Genomic DNA, 14,158 nt, shown 5'->3' on the forward strand with positions numbered 1-14,158 from the left:
ATGCTGACCAACAGTTTTCGCCTCGGCCTGATCGTTTTTGGCTGGTTATTGACCTTTTCTGGCCTGGGCGCGCAGGAGATTCATTTTCTGCCGCCAAAAGCGCGGCCGCTGCCTGAAGCCAACCAGCCCTGGCCGAAGAACCATTTTCTGGTGCTGGCGTACCATGACGTTGAAGACCGCGATCCCGATCAGCGTTATCTGGCGGTGCGCACCAGCGCCCTTAACGAGCAAATCAGCTGGCTGCTGCAAAACGGCTACCGCGCGGTAAGCGTGCAGTCGATTCTGGACGCTCACCGGGGCGGCACGCCGCTGCCGCCAAAGGCATTTTTGCTCACCTTCGATGACGGTTACAGCAGCTTCTACACCCGCGTGTGGCCGCTGCTTAAAGCATACAATGTGCCCGCACTCTGGGCGCCCGTGGGCAGTTGGGTAGACACCCCGCCGGGGAAGAAGGTTGATTTTGGCGGGCTGATGACCGCCCGCGATAAGTTTGCCACCTGGGATATGGTGCGCGAGCTTAGCCAGTCCCCGCTGGTTGAAATAGGGGCGCACACCTGGGCTTCACATTACGGTATTCAGGCGAATCCCCAGGGAAGCCGTGAGCCTGCGGTGGCCAACCGGGCGTGGAATAAAGTCACCGGTCAGTATGAAAGTGACGAGCAATTCACCCGCCGTATTGACGACGACGTGCGCCAAATCAGTCGCAAAATTCAACAGCTCAGCGGGAAGGCCCCTCGCGCCTGGGTCTGGCCCTATGGCGCGGCCAACGGCACCTCGCTTAGCGTGCTCAAAAAGCAGGGCTACCAGCTGGCGTTCACGCTCAATGATGGTCTCGCTGACGCCCGCGACCTGGACAATATCCCGCGCGTGCTGATCTCGGGTAACCCGACGCTCAAAGCGTTCGCCAGCATGGTGAGCCGCGTCCGGGAGCCCGATCCGGTGCGCGTTATGCATGTGGATCTCGACTACGTCTACGACCCGAACCCGGTGCAGCAGGCGAAGAATATCGATGCGCTGGTGCAGCGGGTGTATGACATGAAAATCAGCCATGTCTTTTTGCAGGCGTTCTCAGACCCGCTTGGCGACGGCAATATCAAGTCGCTCTATTTTCCCAACCGTTGGCTGCCCGTACGCGCTGACCTGTTTAACTTTGTCGCCTGGCAGTTACGCACCAGGGGCGATGCCAAAGTCTTCGCCTGGCTGCCGGTGCTCTCTTTTGATCTGAACGCCGCGCTGCCCAGGGTGCAACGCTGGGACGCCGCCAGCGGGAAGACGCAGCGGGCCACCAGCCCTTATCTACGGCTTTCCCCATGGAACCGACAGGTTCGTCACCAGATAATCGACATCTACGAAGATCTCGCCCGACATGCGGTATTTGACGGCATTCTTTTTCACGACGACGCGCTCCTCACGGACTTTGAAGATGCCGGGCCGGACGCCATGGCCGCCTACCGGCAGGCAGGGTTCCAGGGCAGCATCGGCGACATTCATCAAAACCCTGCCGAACTGCGAAGCTGGACGCGCTTTAAAAGCCAGACGCTGATCTCATTCACGCGCACGCTGACCGACGCGGTGCGGAATATTCGTGGCCCGCAGATAAAGACCGCCCGAAATATCTTTGCACTGCCGATTCTGGAGCCAGAGAGCGAGACGTGGTTCGCCCAGAACATTGACGATTTCCTGGCCGCTTACGACTGGACGGTGCCGATGGCGATGCCGCTGATGGAGTCCGTGCCGCCGGAAGAGAGCAATAGCTGGCTGGAACGGCTAATTAAAGCCGTCGCGGCGAAGCCTTCGGGAATGAATAAAACCATTTTTGAGCTTCAGGCGCGCGACTGGAACCACAAGACGCAGAAAGGCATCGCGGATAAACAGCTGGTGGAATGGATGCAGCTGCTGCAGCTGAATGGGGTGAAACACTACGGCTATTACCCGGACGACTTCATCAATAACCAGCCTGATATTTCACATATCAGACCTGAAATGTCCTCTTACTGGTACCCAAACAATGACTGATCGTCTTCTTTCCTTGCTGATTCTGGGCCTGGTCTTTGGGCTGCCGCTCGGTATGGCGGCGGTATTTACCGGGAAAATCCTGCTGGATTTTGTGTTCTTCTGGCCACTGTTTATGTCGGTACTGTGGATGACCGGCGGGCTCTATTTCTGGTACCGGCTGGAGCGCCACTGGCCGTGGGGCAAAGATGTGCCGCCGCTGCAGCTGGAAGGTAATCCGCTGATTTCTATTCTGATCCCGTGCTTTAACGAAGGCAAAAACGCCCGGGAAACGATAGAGGCCGCGCTGGCCCAGCGCTACACCAACATCGAGGTTATCGCCATCAACGACGGCTCTCGGGATAACACCGCCGAGATCCTGAACCAGCTCGCGGTGGAATACCCAAAACTACGAGTGATTCATCTGGCGGCGAATCAGGGAAAAGCCGTAGCGCTAAAGGCCGGGGCCGCCGCCGCACGCGGAGATCTGCTGGTGTGCATCGACGGGGATGCCTTACTCGAGCGGGACACGGCGGCTTACCTTGTGATGCCGCTGATTCGGCATCCCAATGTGGGCGCCGTGACCGGAAACCCAAGGATCCGCACCCGCTCGAACCTGATTGGCCGGATCCAGGTCGGTGAGTTTTCTTCGATAATTGGGCTGATTAAACGTACCCAGCGTATTTATGGCCGTGTCTTTACCGTTTCCGGCGTGATAGCCGCCTTTCGCCGCCAGGCGCTGGCGGACGTCGGCTACTGGAGCCCGGATATGATCACCGAGGACATTGATATCAGCTGGAAACTGCAGCTGCATCACTGGACGCTCTATTTTGAGCCGCGTGCGCTGTGTTGGATCCTGATGCCGGAAACGCTCAAAGGGCTTTGGAAACAGCGACTGCGCTGGGCGCAGGGCGGGGCGGAAGTGTTTCTGGTCAACCTGCGTCGCCTGTTGCGCTGGGAACACCGCCGGATGTGGCCGCTGTTTATGGAGTACGTGTTGTCGACGGTGTGGGCCTTCGCCTACGCGATCACCATCCTGCTGTTTATTGCCAGCCACCTGACCACGCTGCCGGCAAACCTAGTGGTTGAAACGCTCTTTCCGCCGGCGTTTACCGGGCTGCTGCTGGGCGTAATGTGCCTGATGCAGTTCCTGATCAGCCTGTTCATTGAGCGGCGCTATGAAAAGCAGATCGCCGGGTCGCTGTTCTGGATCGTCTGGTTCCCGCTGATGTACTGGATGATAGGCCTGTTTACCACTCTGGTGTCGTTCCCGAAAGTGATGCTTAAACGCCGCCGCGCCCGCGCGCGCTGGGTAAGTCCTGACCGTGGAAAAGGAAGAATATGATGCAGACCAACACGCTGATTTTGACCGAAGATCGACTGGGACCGCGCCTGTTCGATGGCCTGATAACCGCTATTGCCTGGGCTGGTTTTTTGTACTTTGTATGGAAAAACTTGCTGCTGCAGCTGATGTTATTGCCCGACCAGCGCGGGGAAATCGTCGCGCAGTCGCTCAATTCCGTGCTGCTGTACCTGCTGATTGCGGCCATCAACGGTTGGTTGCTGATCCTCTGGTATCAGTACAGCCTGCGCAGGTACAGCGACCGATACCTCGATGAACACAAACCGTTTCAGCCTGGCGACCTGGCCCGCAGCTTTAACCTGCCGACGCAGCTGGTGTCCGAGATGAGCCGCTATAACCAGTTAACGGTTTATCACGACCAGATTGGGCAGATAATCGATCTTAAAAATAATCGTGCAGAGAGCGAAGCGGATTAACCCCGGTTTCCCGTCAGTATTCTGAACAGCGGCAATACCCGGACTCAATAATGAGTTCGGGTGGCCGATAATCTTAATTGTTCGCTGAGTCAGATAAAAATTGTGGGTGGCTGGAGAGGTTTTAGCATCTCTTGTACGGGTGAAAAAGAATCAAAAAAGAGGGGGAGTCGTGCAATCAGTTCGATTATTGGGTGATGGGTGGGAACCTCATGTGAATCAGGAGGGGGAGCGACTGATTTACTCGCAACCCGTTGAATCAGGGTTTATAAGCCACTCTTTCGACTTTGAGATTCTCCCAACTGATTTGGATGTTCTGCGTACGGATGATTACAGGCGCGCCGCCCTTGAGGTGATTGCACACACTTTGCTGCAGCATTCGACATTGAGGGGAAATCTTCGTTTCACTCAGCGTGATTTTGACTGCCTTGTCGCGAATACGCTTCACACTTCGTCCGACTTCCTCCCGGTATTTATTGCGCGAGTGAACAGGGAGCACAACATTCATATCGAAAGTTATATTGAAGAGACGATGAAACGGCGTTCAGCCAGAAACTGAGTTTCACCTCTTCGCCTGCCGCTGCATGATATTACCGATGATCGGCCCGAAGGCGACCAGAATAATAAAACGGGTCATCTGCATCGACATCACAAAGGCGATGTCGATGTGCTTGCTGGAGGCGGCGATAATTGCCACGGAATCGGCCCCGCCGGGGCTCATGGCTAAATAAGCGGTGAGCGGGTCGATATCGGCCACGACCACCAATCCCGCCGCCATCAGGCCGCAAAGGGCAATCAAAATCACAATGCTGACCGCGATGCGCGGCAGTACCTGGGCGGCATGTTTTAACAGCGGACGCGTAAATTTCAGCCCAATGCGCCAGCCGACGATGGTGTATGCCAGCACCAGCACCCACTGCGGAAGCGCGATCTCAATCCAGTTATTTTGCGACAGCACCACGCCAGCGACCAGCGTGATCAACAGCGCGCCGGCAGGCAAACGCAGAAGTTTGGCCGCAATACAGCCGAAGGCAATAAGCCCGAAAGTTTCAGCCAGCGCAACGTAAGAGCCGTGTGCAAAAAGATCGATCGTCGCAGATGTGGCCGGGACGTGCTCACCTGAGACTTTCATCAGCACGGAAGCGACGCTTGCTACCATAATCACCCGCAGATATTGCATGGCGGCGACAAGCTGTGTGTCTGCGCCGTTGGCTTCGGCCATCAGCGTCATGGCCGTGGCTGCGCCGGGGCTTAATCCCCAGAGCGCGGTGGTTCCGGGCAGGATGCGCATGCGGGTCATTATCCAGCCGAGCAGCATGCAGATAAAAATCACCGAAAAGACGCAGACAATAAACAGCAGCCAGTGAGAGCCGAAGGTGTCGGCGAGGCTGCGGGGCATTTTGCTGGCAATCATGCAGCCGATGATGCCCTGGGCGATGAGAAACAGCGTGCCGTTGGGCTGAATTTTTGCGCCGTTCAGCGAGACCACAATCCCGGCGGCCATCGGCCCGAGCAGCAGGGCGGCAGGAATATTCAGCCAGGTAAGCAGCCCGCCGAAAAGCGCGGTGGCAATAATCAGCGTGCTCCACTGCATACGCTGCGGTGACAGCAGGCGATAACCGTTAGGTGTGGCAGGATCTTGTTTCTTCATCGTTGTATAGCCGCCCGCAGCGCGGAAGAATATTCGGTTTAAGCTGGCTCACGCCGGAGTCGTGGCTTACACTCTGGGAGAGTTAAGTTATGCGAGGATGTTCTCGCCTAACTCAGATTCTAGAGGATGCCCTCGCATATCTCAATGGGCGTTATGCGAATAAATGTTAGCGGATTGATACGAAATATTTTATGACGAAACCAGCGCCCTTAGCGGCAAACCAGCCTAAACGCCTGCGTGGCCATCTTCGTGTGGCGGCGATAACCGAAGCGGCCACACGACTCTTCGGCGAGAAGGGATTTGACGCCGTAACCATGACCGAGATCGCCGCCAGCTCCGGCACGGCCATTGGCTCGCTGTACCGGTTTTTCCCCAACAAAGAGTCGCTGGCCGACGCGCTGCTGCTGGAGTACACCCGCGAAGTGATCGACCGGCTGGAAGTGCTGGAGGCCAGCGTTACCGGGGTAGACATTCCCACCGCAGCGGATCTGTTCACTCGCTTTGTGCTTTCGCTGCAGTCACAGCGAACCTTTGCCCTGAGGCTGGTGGAAGAGCGTGGCGAGCATGAAGCGGCCCGCCTTCAGTTCAGGGATGCCATGCGCGGCGGGTTCTCCACCGCGCTGCAGGTTGTGATCCCCAGTTTATCCGCCGAACGTGCCGGCCTGATGACCATTGTTATCCTGCAAATGCTCAAAGGTGCGGCGGCGGCCAATCTGCAGAATGACGCAGAGCGTAAAGCGGTGCTCAACGAAGCGCAGACGCTGCTGGAGCTGTACCTGACGACGGAAAAAACAAAGGGCGCCGCGTCGAAGCCGATGCGCTGAGTCGTTAAAAAATGGCGGAATAAACCGCCATCCTTATAAGGTTTTTTTCAAACAAGATTAATTATTCCTTTCAGGGTTTAATACCCACTCAATGGCCAGTTTGAGTGGGGCGACAATAGGCCACTGGCTAAATCGCTCGCAGGCCTGCCGCAGCTTTTCCGGGTCGATTGTCTGGTTGGTACCCACGGTTTCATTTTTAGATGATCCGACACTCAGATTAGTTTTTCCATTAGAAAAAATATGAAAGTGAGGGTATTTGGTGGCGGTTGGTGGGTTGCCTATATAAGTATCGCCATTATTTTCTATTACTTTACAATCATGTTTCTTAGCCCAGGATGTAAGGTCGTCGGCATTGACAAGATCATTTTCTTTTAACATTGAACACCTCATTTAAATGCTATTGTTTGATGATAAGCAACAGGCCATAAAAATAAAGAGCTTCTGCAGGGGTAATAAATCCGTGCAGAAGCTCAATATTTATGTTTAACAGCTCGATACCACGGTCCAGGTACCGTCGGCATTATAAGTAACGTCAAAAATTGACTCTCCTTCGGTGGCGTCACAAAGCGCAGCGCTGTTGGATGAGCTGGTGAAGTTCATTACAGTGCCGGACTGGTATGACCCTGTCTGGATGTAGTATTTCAGAATTGGCTGGCAGTCCAGGTTTTGGTTTGGTAACACCGTGGTGAAGTTTGACAGTACGACGCTGCCATCGCCCAGCATAACGGCAGAGCCGCCGTTGACGTGGTTTAGATTAGGGCTAAAGACCGGCGAGACTATGCGAAACGATCCCGGTTCCGCCTCCGCGTCTGTCACTGGCGAGCTTAACCCAAAGGGATTCAGCGACAGGCTGGTGGAGTTTCCTTTCGACGGGGTGCCGGTGGCCGGCGTCAGGTCGATAGGACGGATAGCGGATAAAAATCCTGATTGTTTTCCTACCACAGGAGGCGTATTTGCCTGTTGAACTCCGGCATAAAATTGCATATTAATCAGAAAAGTATAAGTGCTGCTGCTGGTCGAATAAGGTGCCAGTACAATACTCTGGATACTATTTGAGTAGACATTACTTCCACCACTGTATATAGCGGGTTTTTGAAAGAAGAAAAAGTCCTGCTGAGTGCTGCTCTGATTAGTCAGATTAAATTTAATCATTGTGCTCATGATATATACCTTTTGCTGAGTGAATGTAATAATTACAACCTGAATTAAGTAATGCATAATATATTTGTGTTGTTGTTATGCCATAGGCAGTCCTCCCGATATATTAGGGGACGATTGAGGTCAGAGAAATAAATAAAAATAATTTCTGTCGTATTCAAATTAATATCACTGGCAAAACATAAAACAAACTAATTTATAGATCGTTACAATTGACACCATAAATCAGAGGTCGTTTTCAACAACATATAAGATTTAGTTGTGAAATATATGTTCAAACCTTCGGGCGTGGGAGCACAAAGGCATGGCAAAAAAGGGAACCTTTCGGTATCCCCCGCCGTTGATTAGCCTGACTGACGCTTACCAGCCCACGATCCGCGACCAGACCTCGTGCCCCTCGCCATCTTCGCTCAGAACCTGATAGTGCTGATGCATGGCGGCGGTGGCGCAGGCGTGGTTGGGCAGAATGCGCACCCGGCTGCCGACGGGGAAATCATCGACGGTCAAAGTTGAACTGTCCGGCAGGGCAACGATGCCGTGCTCCTGGTTGGTCGTGGTGACCAGCAGGTTTTCGTAGGGCTCTCCGCTCAGGCTGCACACCTGACCGTAACCGTAGTCCTGGCTTTGCGCCGCCGTGCCCCTGTCGCGAGAAAGTGCCATCCAGCCGGCATCAATAAATATCCAGCCTTTCTCCCTGTTGTGGCCAATCACCGTGGCGACAACGCTAAGCGCAATATCCTCCAGGCGGCAGACGCCGACGTTTTTCATCACCAGGTCGAAGGTGGTAAACACCCCGGCTCTGACTTCACTGATGTCCGTGAGATCGTCCGCAAAATGGGCTGTCGGCGTGGCTCCTACGCTTAATACGGGACAGGCATAGCCCTGCGCGCGCAGGCGGCTTCCGGCGGTTTTAATAGCGGCACATTCGGCTCTGGCGGCCGCGAGAATAGCTTCGTCCGTGCGGCAGCTATAGGATTCTCCGGCGTGAGCCAGCAGTCCGGTCAGCGTCGAGCCGCTTGCCTCAATGATGCGGGCCAGGGTCAAAAGAGCGTCACTGTGCGGCGGCAATCCGCCCCGGTGGCCGTCGCAATCCACCTCAATAAATACCGAAAACTTGAGGCCGTGCGCCCGGCTATATTCGGCCACGGCGCTAGCCTGTGGTTCGCTGTCGAGCAGAATGTGGAGGTTCACGCCTTTAGCCATCAGCGCCGCCACGCGGGGAAGTTTATGGGGCGCGATGCCGACGGCGTAAAGCAGGTTGGTGTAACCCGCAGCGGCAAAGGCTTCCGCTTCGGCGAGCGTGGATACCGTGGCCGGGGAATCACTTTGTTTAAGCAGGTAGCGGGCGGCCTCAATGGAGCGCAGGGTTTTCAGATGTGGCCGGACCTCGCTGCCCAGGGCGTGAACGCGCGAGTACAGGCGCTCAATGTTGCGCAAATATTTGCTTTTCTCGATCAGCAAAAAGGGGGTATCACGGGTGGTGAGCCATTCGGCGGACATAGCGGGTCTCCTGTGGGGTGAGGCTGTATCTTGTCATCCGGCTAATTAGGTATAAATTAATATAAAATCAATTAATGATTAGGTTCAGGCTTAATGATAAACAGCGACGATCTGGCTTTCTTCCGTACTATCGCTACTCACGATACGCTGGCCGCCGGCGCAAGGGCGATGAATGTCACGCCGCCCTCCGTTACGCAGCGGCTGCGCGGGCTGGAACAAAAGCTTGGCGTCGACCTTATTCTGCGGCCCTCGCGGCAGGTTTCACTCACCGATGAAGGATCGCTGCTGCTGAGCCGGGCGGAGAAGATCCTCACCGAGCTGGCTGGCCTGCAGTCTGCCCTGGACGACAGGCGGCAACAGGTCAGAGGCAAGCTGCGCGTGCTGGCCCCGCTGGGGTTTGGTAACGACTATATTGCGCCGCTGCTGGGGGAATACGCCGCGCAGCATGAAAACCTTGAGGTGGAGTTGACACTTTCCGACGACCCACATTGGGCCAGGCTACACAAATGGGATCTGGTGATTTTCATCGGCGAGCTACGCGATTCCAGCATGCACTGCATCAAGCTTGCGCCTAACCAACGCTTTATCTGCGCTTCCCCGGACTACCTGAACCGAAAAGGCACCCCGCTGACGCCGGAACAGCTGGTGGATCACGACTGCATTGCACTGCGGGAAAACCGCGAAGACGTGACGCTGTGGCGCTTCTCCGGCCCCAAAGGGGACTGCCCGCAGCGGATCTCGCCCAAATTGTCGAGCAACGAAGGGCGAGTGGTAAAAGAGTGGGCGCTGGCGGGCAGGGGGATCATTATGCGGTCCGAATGGGATGTGTTACCGCAGATTCACCGCGGCGAGCTGGTGAGACTTCTGCCGGAATACACGCTGCCGGATGCCGATATCGTGGCGCTGAGCGGCACTCCGCAGGCAGAACGAAGCCCGAGGGCGCAAAAGTTTATCGAGCTGCTTAAGGCGCGGCTGGCGGGGAGGCCGTGGGCTGAGTATTAATATTGGTAGGTCAAAAAGTGAATCGTTAAGTTGGGTGAAGTGGCATAATCCAGCGGTGGCAAAAGCCACGTAATGCAATGCTTCATAAAAGGATTTATGGATGACTAAATTATCGATGCTGGTCATGTTCGCAATAATGCTTTCAGGATGTGCTCCATTAGCCCCGAAAGAGTGTATAAAAAAGAGCGCGCTTGATAGTTGCACCTACGATCGCACGGGAAAAGTTTCCGATACGGATATTTATGGTCAACAGGCTTCGGGGATAAAGAAAGCACTTGATGCCGCGCTTGCTGAGCCTCATGCCTGGAATGGAAAAAGGTGCAATGTGCACCTTGATTTTAAAATAGATGGAACCTTGCAAAATTTCATCGTGAAAGGTGGAGACCAGAACTACTGTGACGCTTTGCTGGCAGCCTCCAGGCACGCAAAATTCCCGGCATTTACCGATCAACACGTTTACGACGTTATGGGATCGGCTGGTTGGAATATGGAAGGGCAGCCCTGAGTTTTTGATTTTTTATGGGACTGGTTTCTATGCGTCCGGTTTGTGCCAGGAGCAGACATTTCATACATCTTTTTGCATTTGTCATCAGAGGAGTTGCCAAGCTTTAGAGAGGGAGATGGCTGCTCAATAGAGTGATTATTGAGCAGCTAATGCGGGGTTATACTCGAAAAGACTGAAGATTAGCTCGCTTTCTTCGAGAAAACGTACATGCCAACCCCATCATTTCCCATGTCCTCGACGCGCACAATGGTAAAACCGCACTTGTTTACGTAAAAACACACATTATTAATCAGGCATGTCGGTGTTCTCAGTGTCCATTCTTTAGCATCAGGATACATATTTTCAATTTCTATCCATGCCTGCAAACCGTAACCTTTGCCCTGTTCTTCAGGCAGAATGAACAATCTGTCAAGAGTGAGTATTCCTGTAGAATTGTCAAAAATAACAGCACCTCCGATGAGGCGATCATTTACCCATAATCCCAGCACTGTTTTGTCAGGCATCATTAATGCTGACTCAAATGAAAATTCCTCTTCACTCTCGTTATCTTCTTCCTCCATATCATCAGGAAAAAAAGAGGCGTTTGATTCAAATGATAATGAATAGATTTGTTCAAGTTCTGTAGCATTAGCAGAAATAGCTGCTTTAATAACCATATGATTTTACGTCGCATATATGAAGAAGGAGTAGTTTTAAAGCCAGTCAGTCAACGGCTGGCATCCGTCGTGGGCAATCAGTTAAATTATTAATCAGCACTGCTGACGGACATTCCTCCGGAGGCATATACACGAACGCATGTTAACAGGTTTCAATATTCAAGTTAAAACATAAAGGGAGCATACTGCCAACCTTTCAGGTCTCTTAATTAAAACAATTTTGTTAAGTTTGGAGAAATTTCTTGAGGTGAGAACGCTGTATATCTGAAAACGCACTGTCCGCAACTCGCTCGTAGCGGACCGTCAGTTCAGGTAAGGTGTCCACCATGTGCCAGTACCTCGCTTAACCTGCAAACCATTAAGCGTCATGAACAGTGTCGCCAGTTCAATCCGACAGCATAAGGATTTCATCTCTCGCTCAAAGCAGCCTAATATTCGTTTGGCAATTTCTTGGCTGTGCTAGCGACAAACACCAGTCTGGCAATCTGGCATGATGGGAGATAAAAACCGCCCTATGGATAAAGACAAACTAAGCTGCTGGCTGAAACGCTGGGATCTGATTCCGGACGGCACTCCCTTTCAGACCCATACGTCGCAGCTGCTGCCGGTGAAAACCGCAGCTGATGGCGCTGAGGCTATGCTGAAAGTGACTGCCGACAGGGATGAACAAACGGGGAACTCGCTGCTGGTCTGGTGGGCAGGCAGGGGCGCGGCGCAGGTTATTGCCCATGAAGATGAAGCCATTCTTCTCGCCCGGGCCACCGGCTCCGCGTCATTAGCCACAATGTCCAGAGAAGGTCAGGATCTCGAAGCCTGCCGTATATTATGTGCTACGGCAAACAGGCTGCATCGCGTTTGGCAAAAGCCTTTGCCCCAGTTGCCTTCGCTGGATGATTGGTTTGCTTCGCTAAAAATAGTGGCGCAGCAGCGGGGCGGCTTGCTGGCATTTTGTTCAGATATCTCCCAAGAACTACTTACCACTCCGCAGGATGTTGTGGCCTTACATGGTGATTTACACCACGGCAATGTGCTTGATTTTGCATCATCGGGCTGGCGGGCGATCGATCCTAAAGGCGTCATAGGGGAGCGAGGATTCGATTTTGCTAATATTTTCACCAACCCGGATTTGGATAACCCAGCTCCGCCGGTCGCTACCGTGCCGGAGATTTTTAAGCGCAGGCTGCGTGCCGTGAGTGAGATAGCAAATCTGGACAGAGAGCGGCTTCTCAAATGGATCATTGCCTGGGGCGGACTGTCCGCAGCGTGGTCATTGGAAAGTGAAAGCACTAACCCCACTGCATTAGGCGTTGCTAAGCTAGCGATAGAAGAATTACGGCCCGCGCTGCGTGGCCATTTTGACGTGCACTGAGGAACCCAACATGCAGCCTTTTCATCAACTGACGGCCACGAGCCTGACTGGCCAGCAGATCGCTCTGTCCGATTACGCCGATAAGCTGGTGCTGGTGGTCAATACCGCCAGCCAGTGTGGCTTCACGCCGCAGTACGCAGGCCTCGAGGCGCTCTATAAGAAGTACGCCGCGCAGGGGTTGGTGGTGCTTGGTTTCCCCTGCAACCAGTTTGGTAAGCAGGAACCCGGTGACGCCGACGAAATTGCCCGGACGTGCCATATTAACTACGGTGTCAGCTTCCCGATGTTCGCAAAGGTCGAGGTCAACGGCACCGCAGCGCATCCCGTGTTTCGTTATCTGAAGAAAGAATTGCCTGGCGTGCTGGGCGGGCGGATCAAGTGGAACTTCACAAAGTTCCTGATTGGCCGGGACGGAAAACCGCTGAAGCGTTTTGCTCCGTTCACTACCCCGGAGAAAATGGAAGCTACAATCGTGGCGGCACTTAAAATCTGAGGTGCCCGTCATTGGAAAAGTAATGCTATCTGTGCGACGTGAAAGGGCTAAGTGAAGAACAGGGTGATGCAAAAAACTGGCGATCTCTCAATCAGGTGCTGCGGATATACGTTGCACAAGAGCTTGGCCTCGGAAGGCTTGTCGGCCCCTGGCCGGAAGCAGCCTATAGAGTAATACCATTAAGGTGAATAATGACTATTCCAGAGGTTATACGTGAAGATGAGATTTGATTTCATTTTTCTCTCTGGTTGCCCACGCTGTTTTTATTGAAAGCATCAAGTAAAACCGCTTTCTAAAATACGCCGTCCTGAACTCTTCATCAGGCGAGGCGTGTGTAGCAGCGTAACTTGAAGCTAACGCATTGACGCCGCAACTAGTAAACCAATAAAGAATTTCCTCATCACTTGGCGTTACCTTTCGTGTGATCTCCATACCTCGCTCGTTCACCACAAAATGATATTCCTGGTCATGAATCTCCAGGTAGGGTGTCGCGAAATAGTCAGGCTTATCAGGAATAATAAAGTAATGGTTTGGCCTGACGCCGCCCCCGAGTTGCTCGCCAATAGCCAGAAGCTCAGCTCTCAGCGTTTCGATAGTTTTCATTGTGCGATGTTCAACATGTCGGTTCTCCCTCACTCCAGGCTGGGTGTTTAAGTTTTTTATTAATACACCAGTGTTCAATGAAAGTTTGAAGTCTACCCATCCACCAGGAGGATCCCATTCTCCCCGAGCAGAAATGATATCGCCATCAATATCATCTATCACTACGCCATCAATAGCGCACATTTGGGACTGCCAGAGAATACCTTTAGTGAGGTTGAGCAAAAAAACGTAGCAGTAAGTTGCGACCAGGAAATTCTCGCTAAGCTCAGTGCTGGCAGGGTTATAGATTGAGTAAATATGCCCGACAGAGTCGCCAGGTCGTATGCTTTTGACCTGTTTTGAAGATATTTCAACGATATGTACGTGCTGGCCTGACAGGATAACCACGTATTCATTATTACTTAGCATTTCACAAAAACAGCTATCCGTAATATAGCCGTCATTATCCACCTCAACATAAACGTTGATCAATAAAACAGGGGCGCCATGCTCACAGACTAACACCTTCGTTCTTAAGTGATGGGATTGTGGATTTGGGTCCGCATCTATATTCGAAATGGAATGGTGAAGATAACCATCATCGTTAGATGTGTCTAAGAAATGAGCGCTGTATCGCATTGCAAAGGACT

Annotated in this window: 15 protein-coding genes; 9 read left to right on the top strand and 6 right to left on the bottom strand. The window is 53.1% G+C overall.

The annotated features are described in order from the left end of the window. The 4 genes from pgaB to AAIE02_RS06035 all read left to right on the top strand — a co-directional run bounded on the left by pgaB (position 1) and on the right by AAIE02_RS06035 (position 4,327). Positions 1-2,016, top strand: coding sequence for a poly-beta-1,6-N-acetyl-D-glucosamine N-deacetylase PgaB (pgaB, locus tag AAIE02_RS06020; RefSeq protein ID WP_336980937.1), 2,016 nt, complete (start codon positions 1-3; stop codon positions 2,014-2,016). Then, on the top strand, positions 2,009-3,337 hold the full coding sequence (pgaC, locus tag AAIE02_RS06025; RefSeq protein ID WP_498532162.1) for a poly-beta-1,6-N-acetyl-D-glucosamine synthase: 1,329 nt from the start codon (positions 2,009-2,011) through the stop codon (positions 3,335-3,337). Before pgaB ends, pgaC begins: the two co-directional genes overlap by 8 nt. Beyond that, positions 3,337-3,771 (top strand): poly-beta-1,6-N-acetyl-D-glucosamine biosynthesis protein PgaD, encoded by a 435-nt coding sequence (pgaD, locus tag AAIE02_RS06030; protein WP_166993004.1) that lies wholly within the window; start codon positions 3,337-3,339, stop codon positions 3,769-3,771. The genes pgaC and pgaD overlap by 1 nt, the downstream gene beginning before the upstream one ends. A 169-nt stretch (positions 3,772-3,940) precedes the next feature. Beyond that, positions 3,941-4,327, top strand: coding sequence for a hypothetical protein (locus tag AAIE02_RS06035; protein ID WP_336980942.1), 387 nt, complete (start codon positions 3,941-3,943; stop codon positions 4,325-4,327). A gap of 3 nt (positions 4,328-4,330) precedes the next feature. Here AAIE02_RS06035 and AAIE02_RS06040 read toward each other — a convergent pair whose 3' ends face one another. Beyond that, positions 4,331-5,419 (bottom strand): AbrB family transcriptional regulator, encoded by a 1,089-nt coding sequence (locus AAIE02_RS06040; RefSeq protein WP_336980944.1) that lies wholly within the window; start codon positions 5,417-5,419, stop codon positions 4,331-4,333. A 191-nt stretch (positions 5,420-5,610) separates the two neighbouring features. Here AAIE02_RS06040 and AAIE02_RS06045 point away from each other — a divergent pair, with 191 nt between their 5' ends. Continuing rightward, the gene (locus AAIE02_RS06045) at positions 5,611-6,243 is read left to right on the top strand and encodes a TetR/AcrR family transcriptional regulator (RefSeq protein WP_336707371.1); all 633 of its coding nucleotides are present in this window, start codon (positions 5,611-5,613) and stop codon (positions 6,241-6,243) included. Positions 6,244-6,300: 57 nt separating this feature from the next. Here AAIE02_RS06045 and AAIE02_RS06050 read toward each other — a convergent pair whose 3' ends face one another. The 3 genes from AAIE02_RS06050 to AAIE02_RS06060 all read right to left on the bottom strand — a co-directional run bounded on the left by AAIE02_RS06050 (position 6,301) and on the right by AAIE02_RS06060 (position 8,901). Further along, positions 6,301-6,621 (bottom strand): hypothetical protein, encoded by a 321-nt coding sequence (locus tag AAIE02_RS06050; protein ID WP_336980946.1) that lies wholly within the window; start codon positions 6,619-6,621, stop codon positions 6,301-6,303. A 105-nt stretch (positions 6,622-6,726) separates the two neighbouring features. Beyond that, positions 6,727-7,404, bottom strand: a complete 678-nt coding sequence (locus AAIE02_RS06055) for a hypothetical protein (protein WP_008459313.1) — start codon at positions 7,402-7,404, stop codon at positions 6,727-6,729. Positions 7,405-7,761: 357 nt separating this feature from the next. Further along, the gene (locus AAIE02_RS06060; RefSeq protein WP_336980948.1) at positions 7,762-8,901 is read right to left on the bottom strand and encodes a DSD1 family PLP-dependent enzyme; all 1,140 of its coding nucleotides are present in this window, start codon (positions 8,899-8,901) and stop codon (positions 7,762-7,764) included. A gap of 93 nt (positions 8,902-8,994) precedes the next feature. Between AAIE02_RS06060 and AAIE02_RS06065 the strand changes: the two genes are divergently transcribed. Further along, positions 8,995-9,903 carry a LysR family transcriptional regulator gene (locus tag AAIE02_RS06065; protein WP_336980950.1) on the top strand — a complete coding sequence of 303 codons (909 nt, stop codon included), beginning with the start codon at positions 8,995-8,997 and terminating at the stop codon, positions 9,901-9,903. A gap of 100 nt (positions 9,904-10,003) precedes the next feature. Then, the gene (locus AAIE02_RS06070) at positions 10,004-10,408 is read left to right on the top strand and encodes a cell envelope integrity TolA C-terminal domain-containing protein (protein WP_498532163.1); all 405 of its coding nucleotides are present in this window, start codon (positions 10,004-10,006) and stop codon (positions 10,406-10,408) included. Between the two features lie 179 nt (positions 10,409-10,587). Here AAIE02_RS06070 and AAIE02_RS06075 read toward each other — a convergent pair whose 3' ends face one another. Continuing rightward, a complete protein-coding gene (locus AAIE02_RS06075; RefSeq protein WP_336707375.1) occupies positions 10,588-11,064 on the bottom strand; it encodes a GNAT family N-acetyltransferase in 477 nt (158 codons plus the stop codon). Positions 11,065-11,578: 514 nt separating this feature from the next. Between AAIE02_RS06075 and AAIE02_RS06080 the strand changes: the two genes are divergently transcribed. Both AAIE02_RS06080 and AAIE02_RS06085 read left to right on the top strand, forming a co-directional pair. After that, positions 11,579-12,433: an aminoglycoside phosphotransferase family protein gene (locus AAIE02_RS06080; protein ID WP_498532668.1), complete on the top strand. Its 855-nt coding sequence runs from the start codon at positions 11,579-11,581 to the stop codon at positions 12,431-12,433. Between the two features lie 10 nt (positions 12,434-12,443). Further along, positions 12,444-12,926: a glutathione peroxidase gene (locus AAIE02_RS06085; protein ID WP_336707377.1), complete on the top strand. Its 483-nt coding sequence runs from the start codon at positions 12,444-12,446 to the stop codon at positions 12,924-12,926. A gap of 207 nt (positions 12,927-13,133) precedes the next feature. Here AAIE02_RS06085 and AAIE02_RS06090 read toward each other — a convergent pair whose 3' ends face one another. Then, on the bottom strand, positions 13,134-14,147 hold the full coding sequence (locus tag AAIE02_RS06090) for an Imm63 family immunity protein (RefSeq protein WP_353621168.1): 1,014 nt from the start codon (positions 14,145-14,147) through the stop codon (positions 13,134-13,136). Positions 14,148-14,158 lie beyond the last annotated feature (11 nt).

It is taken from the genome of Cedecea sp. Ae19-4, from assembly GCF_059801165.1.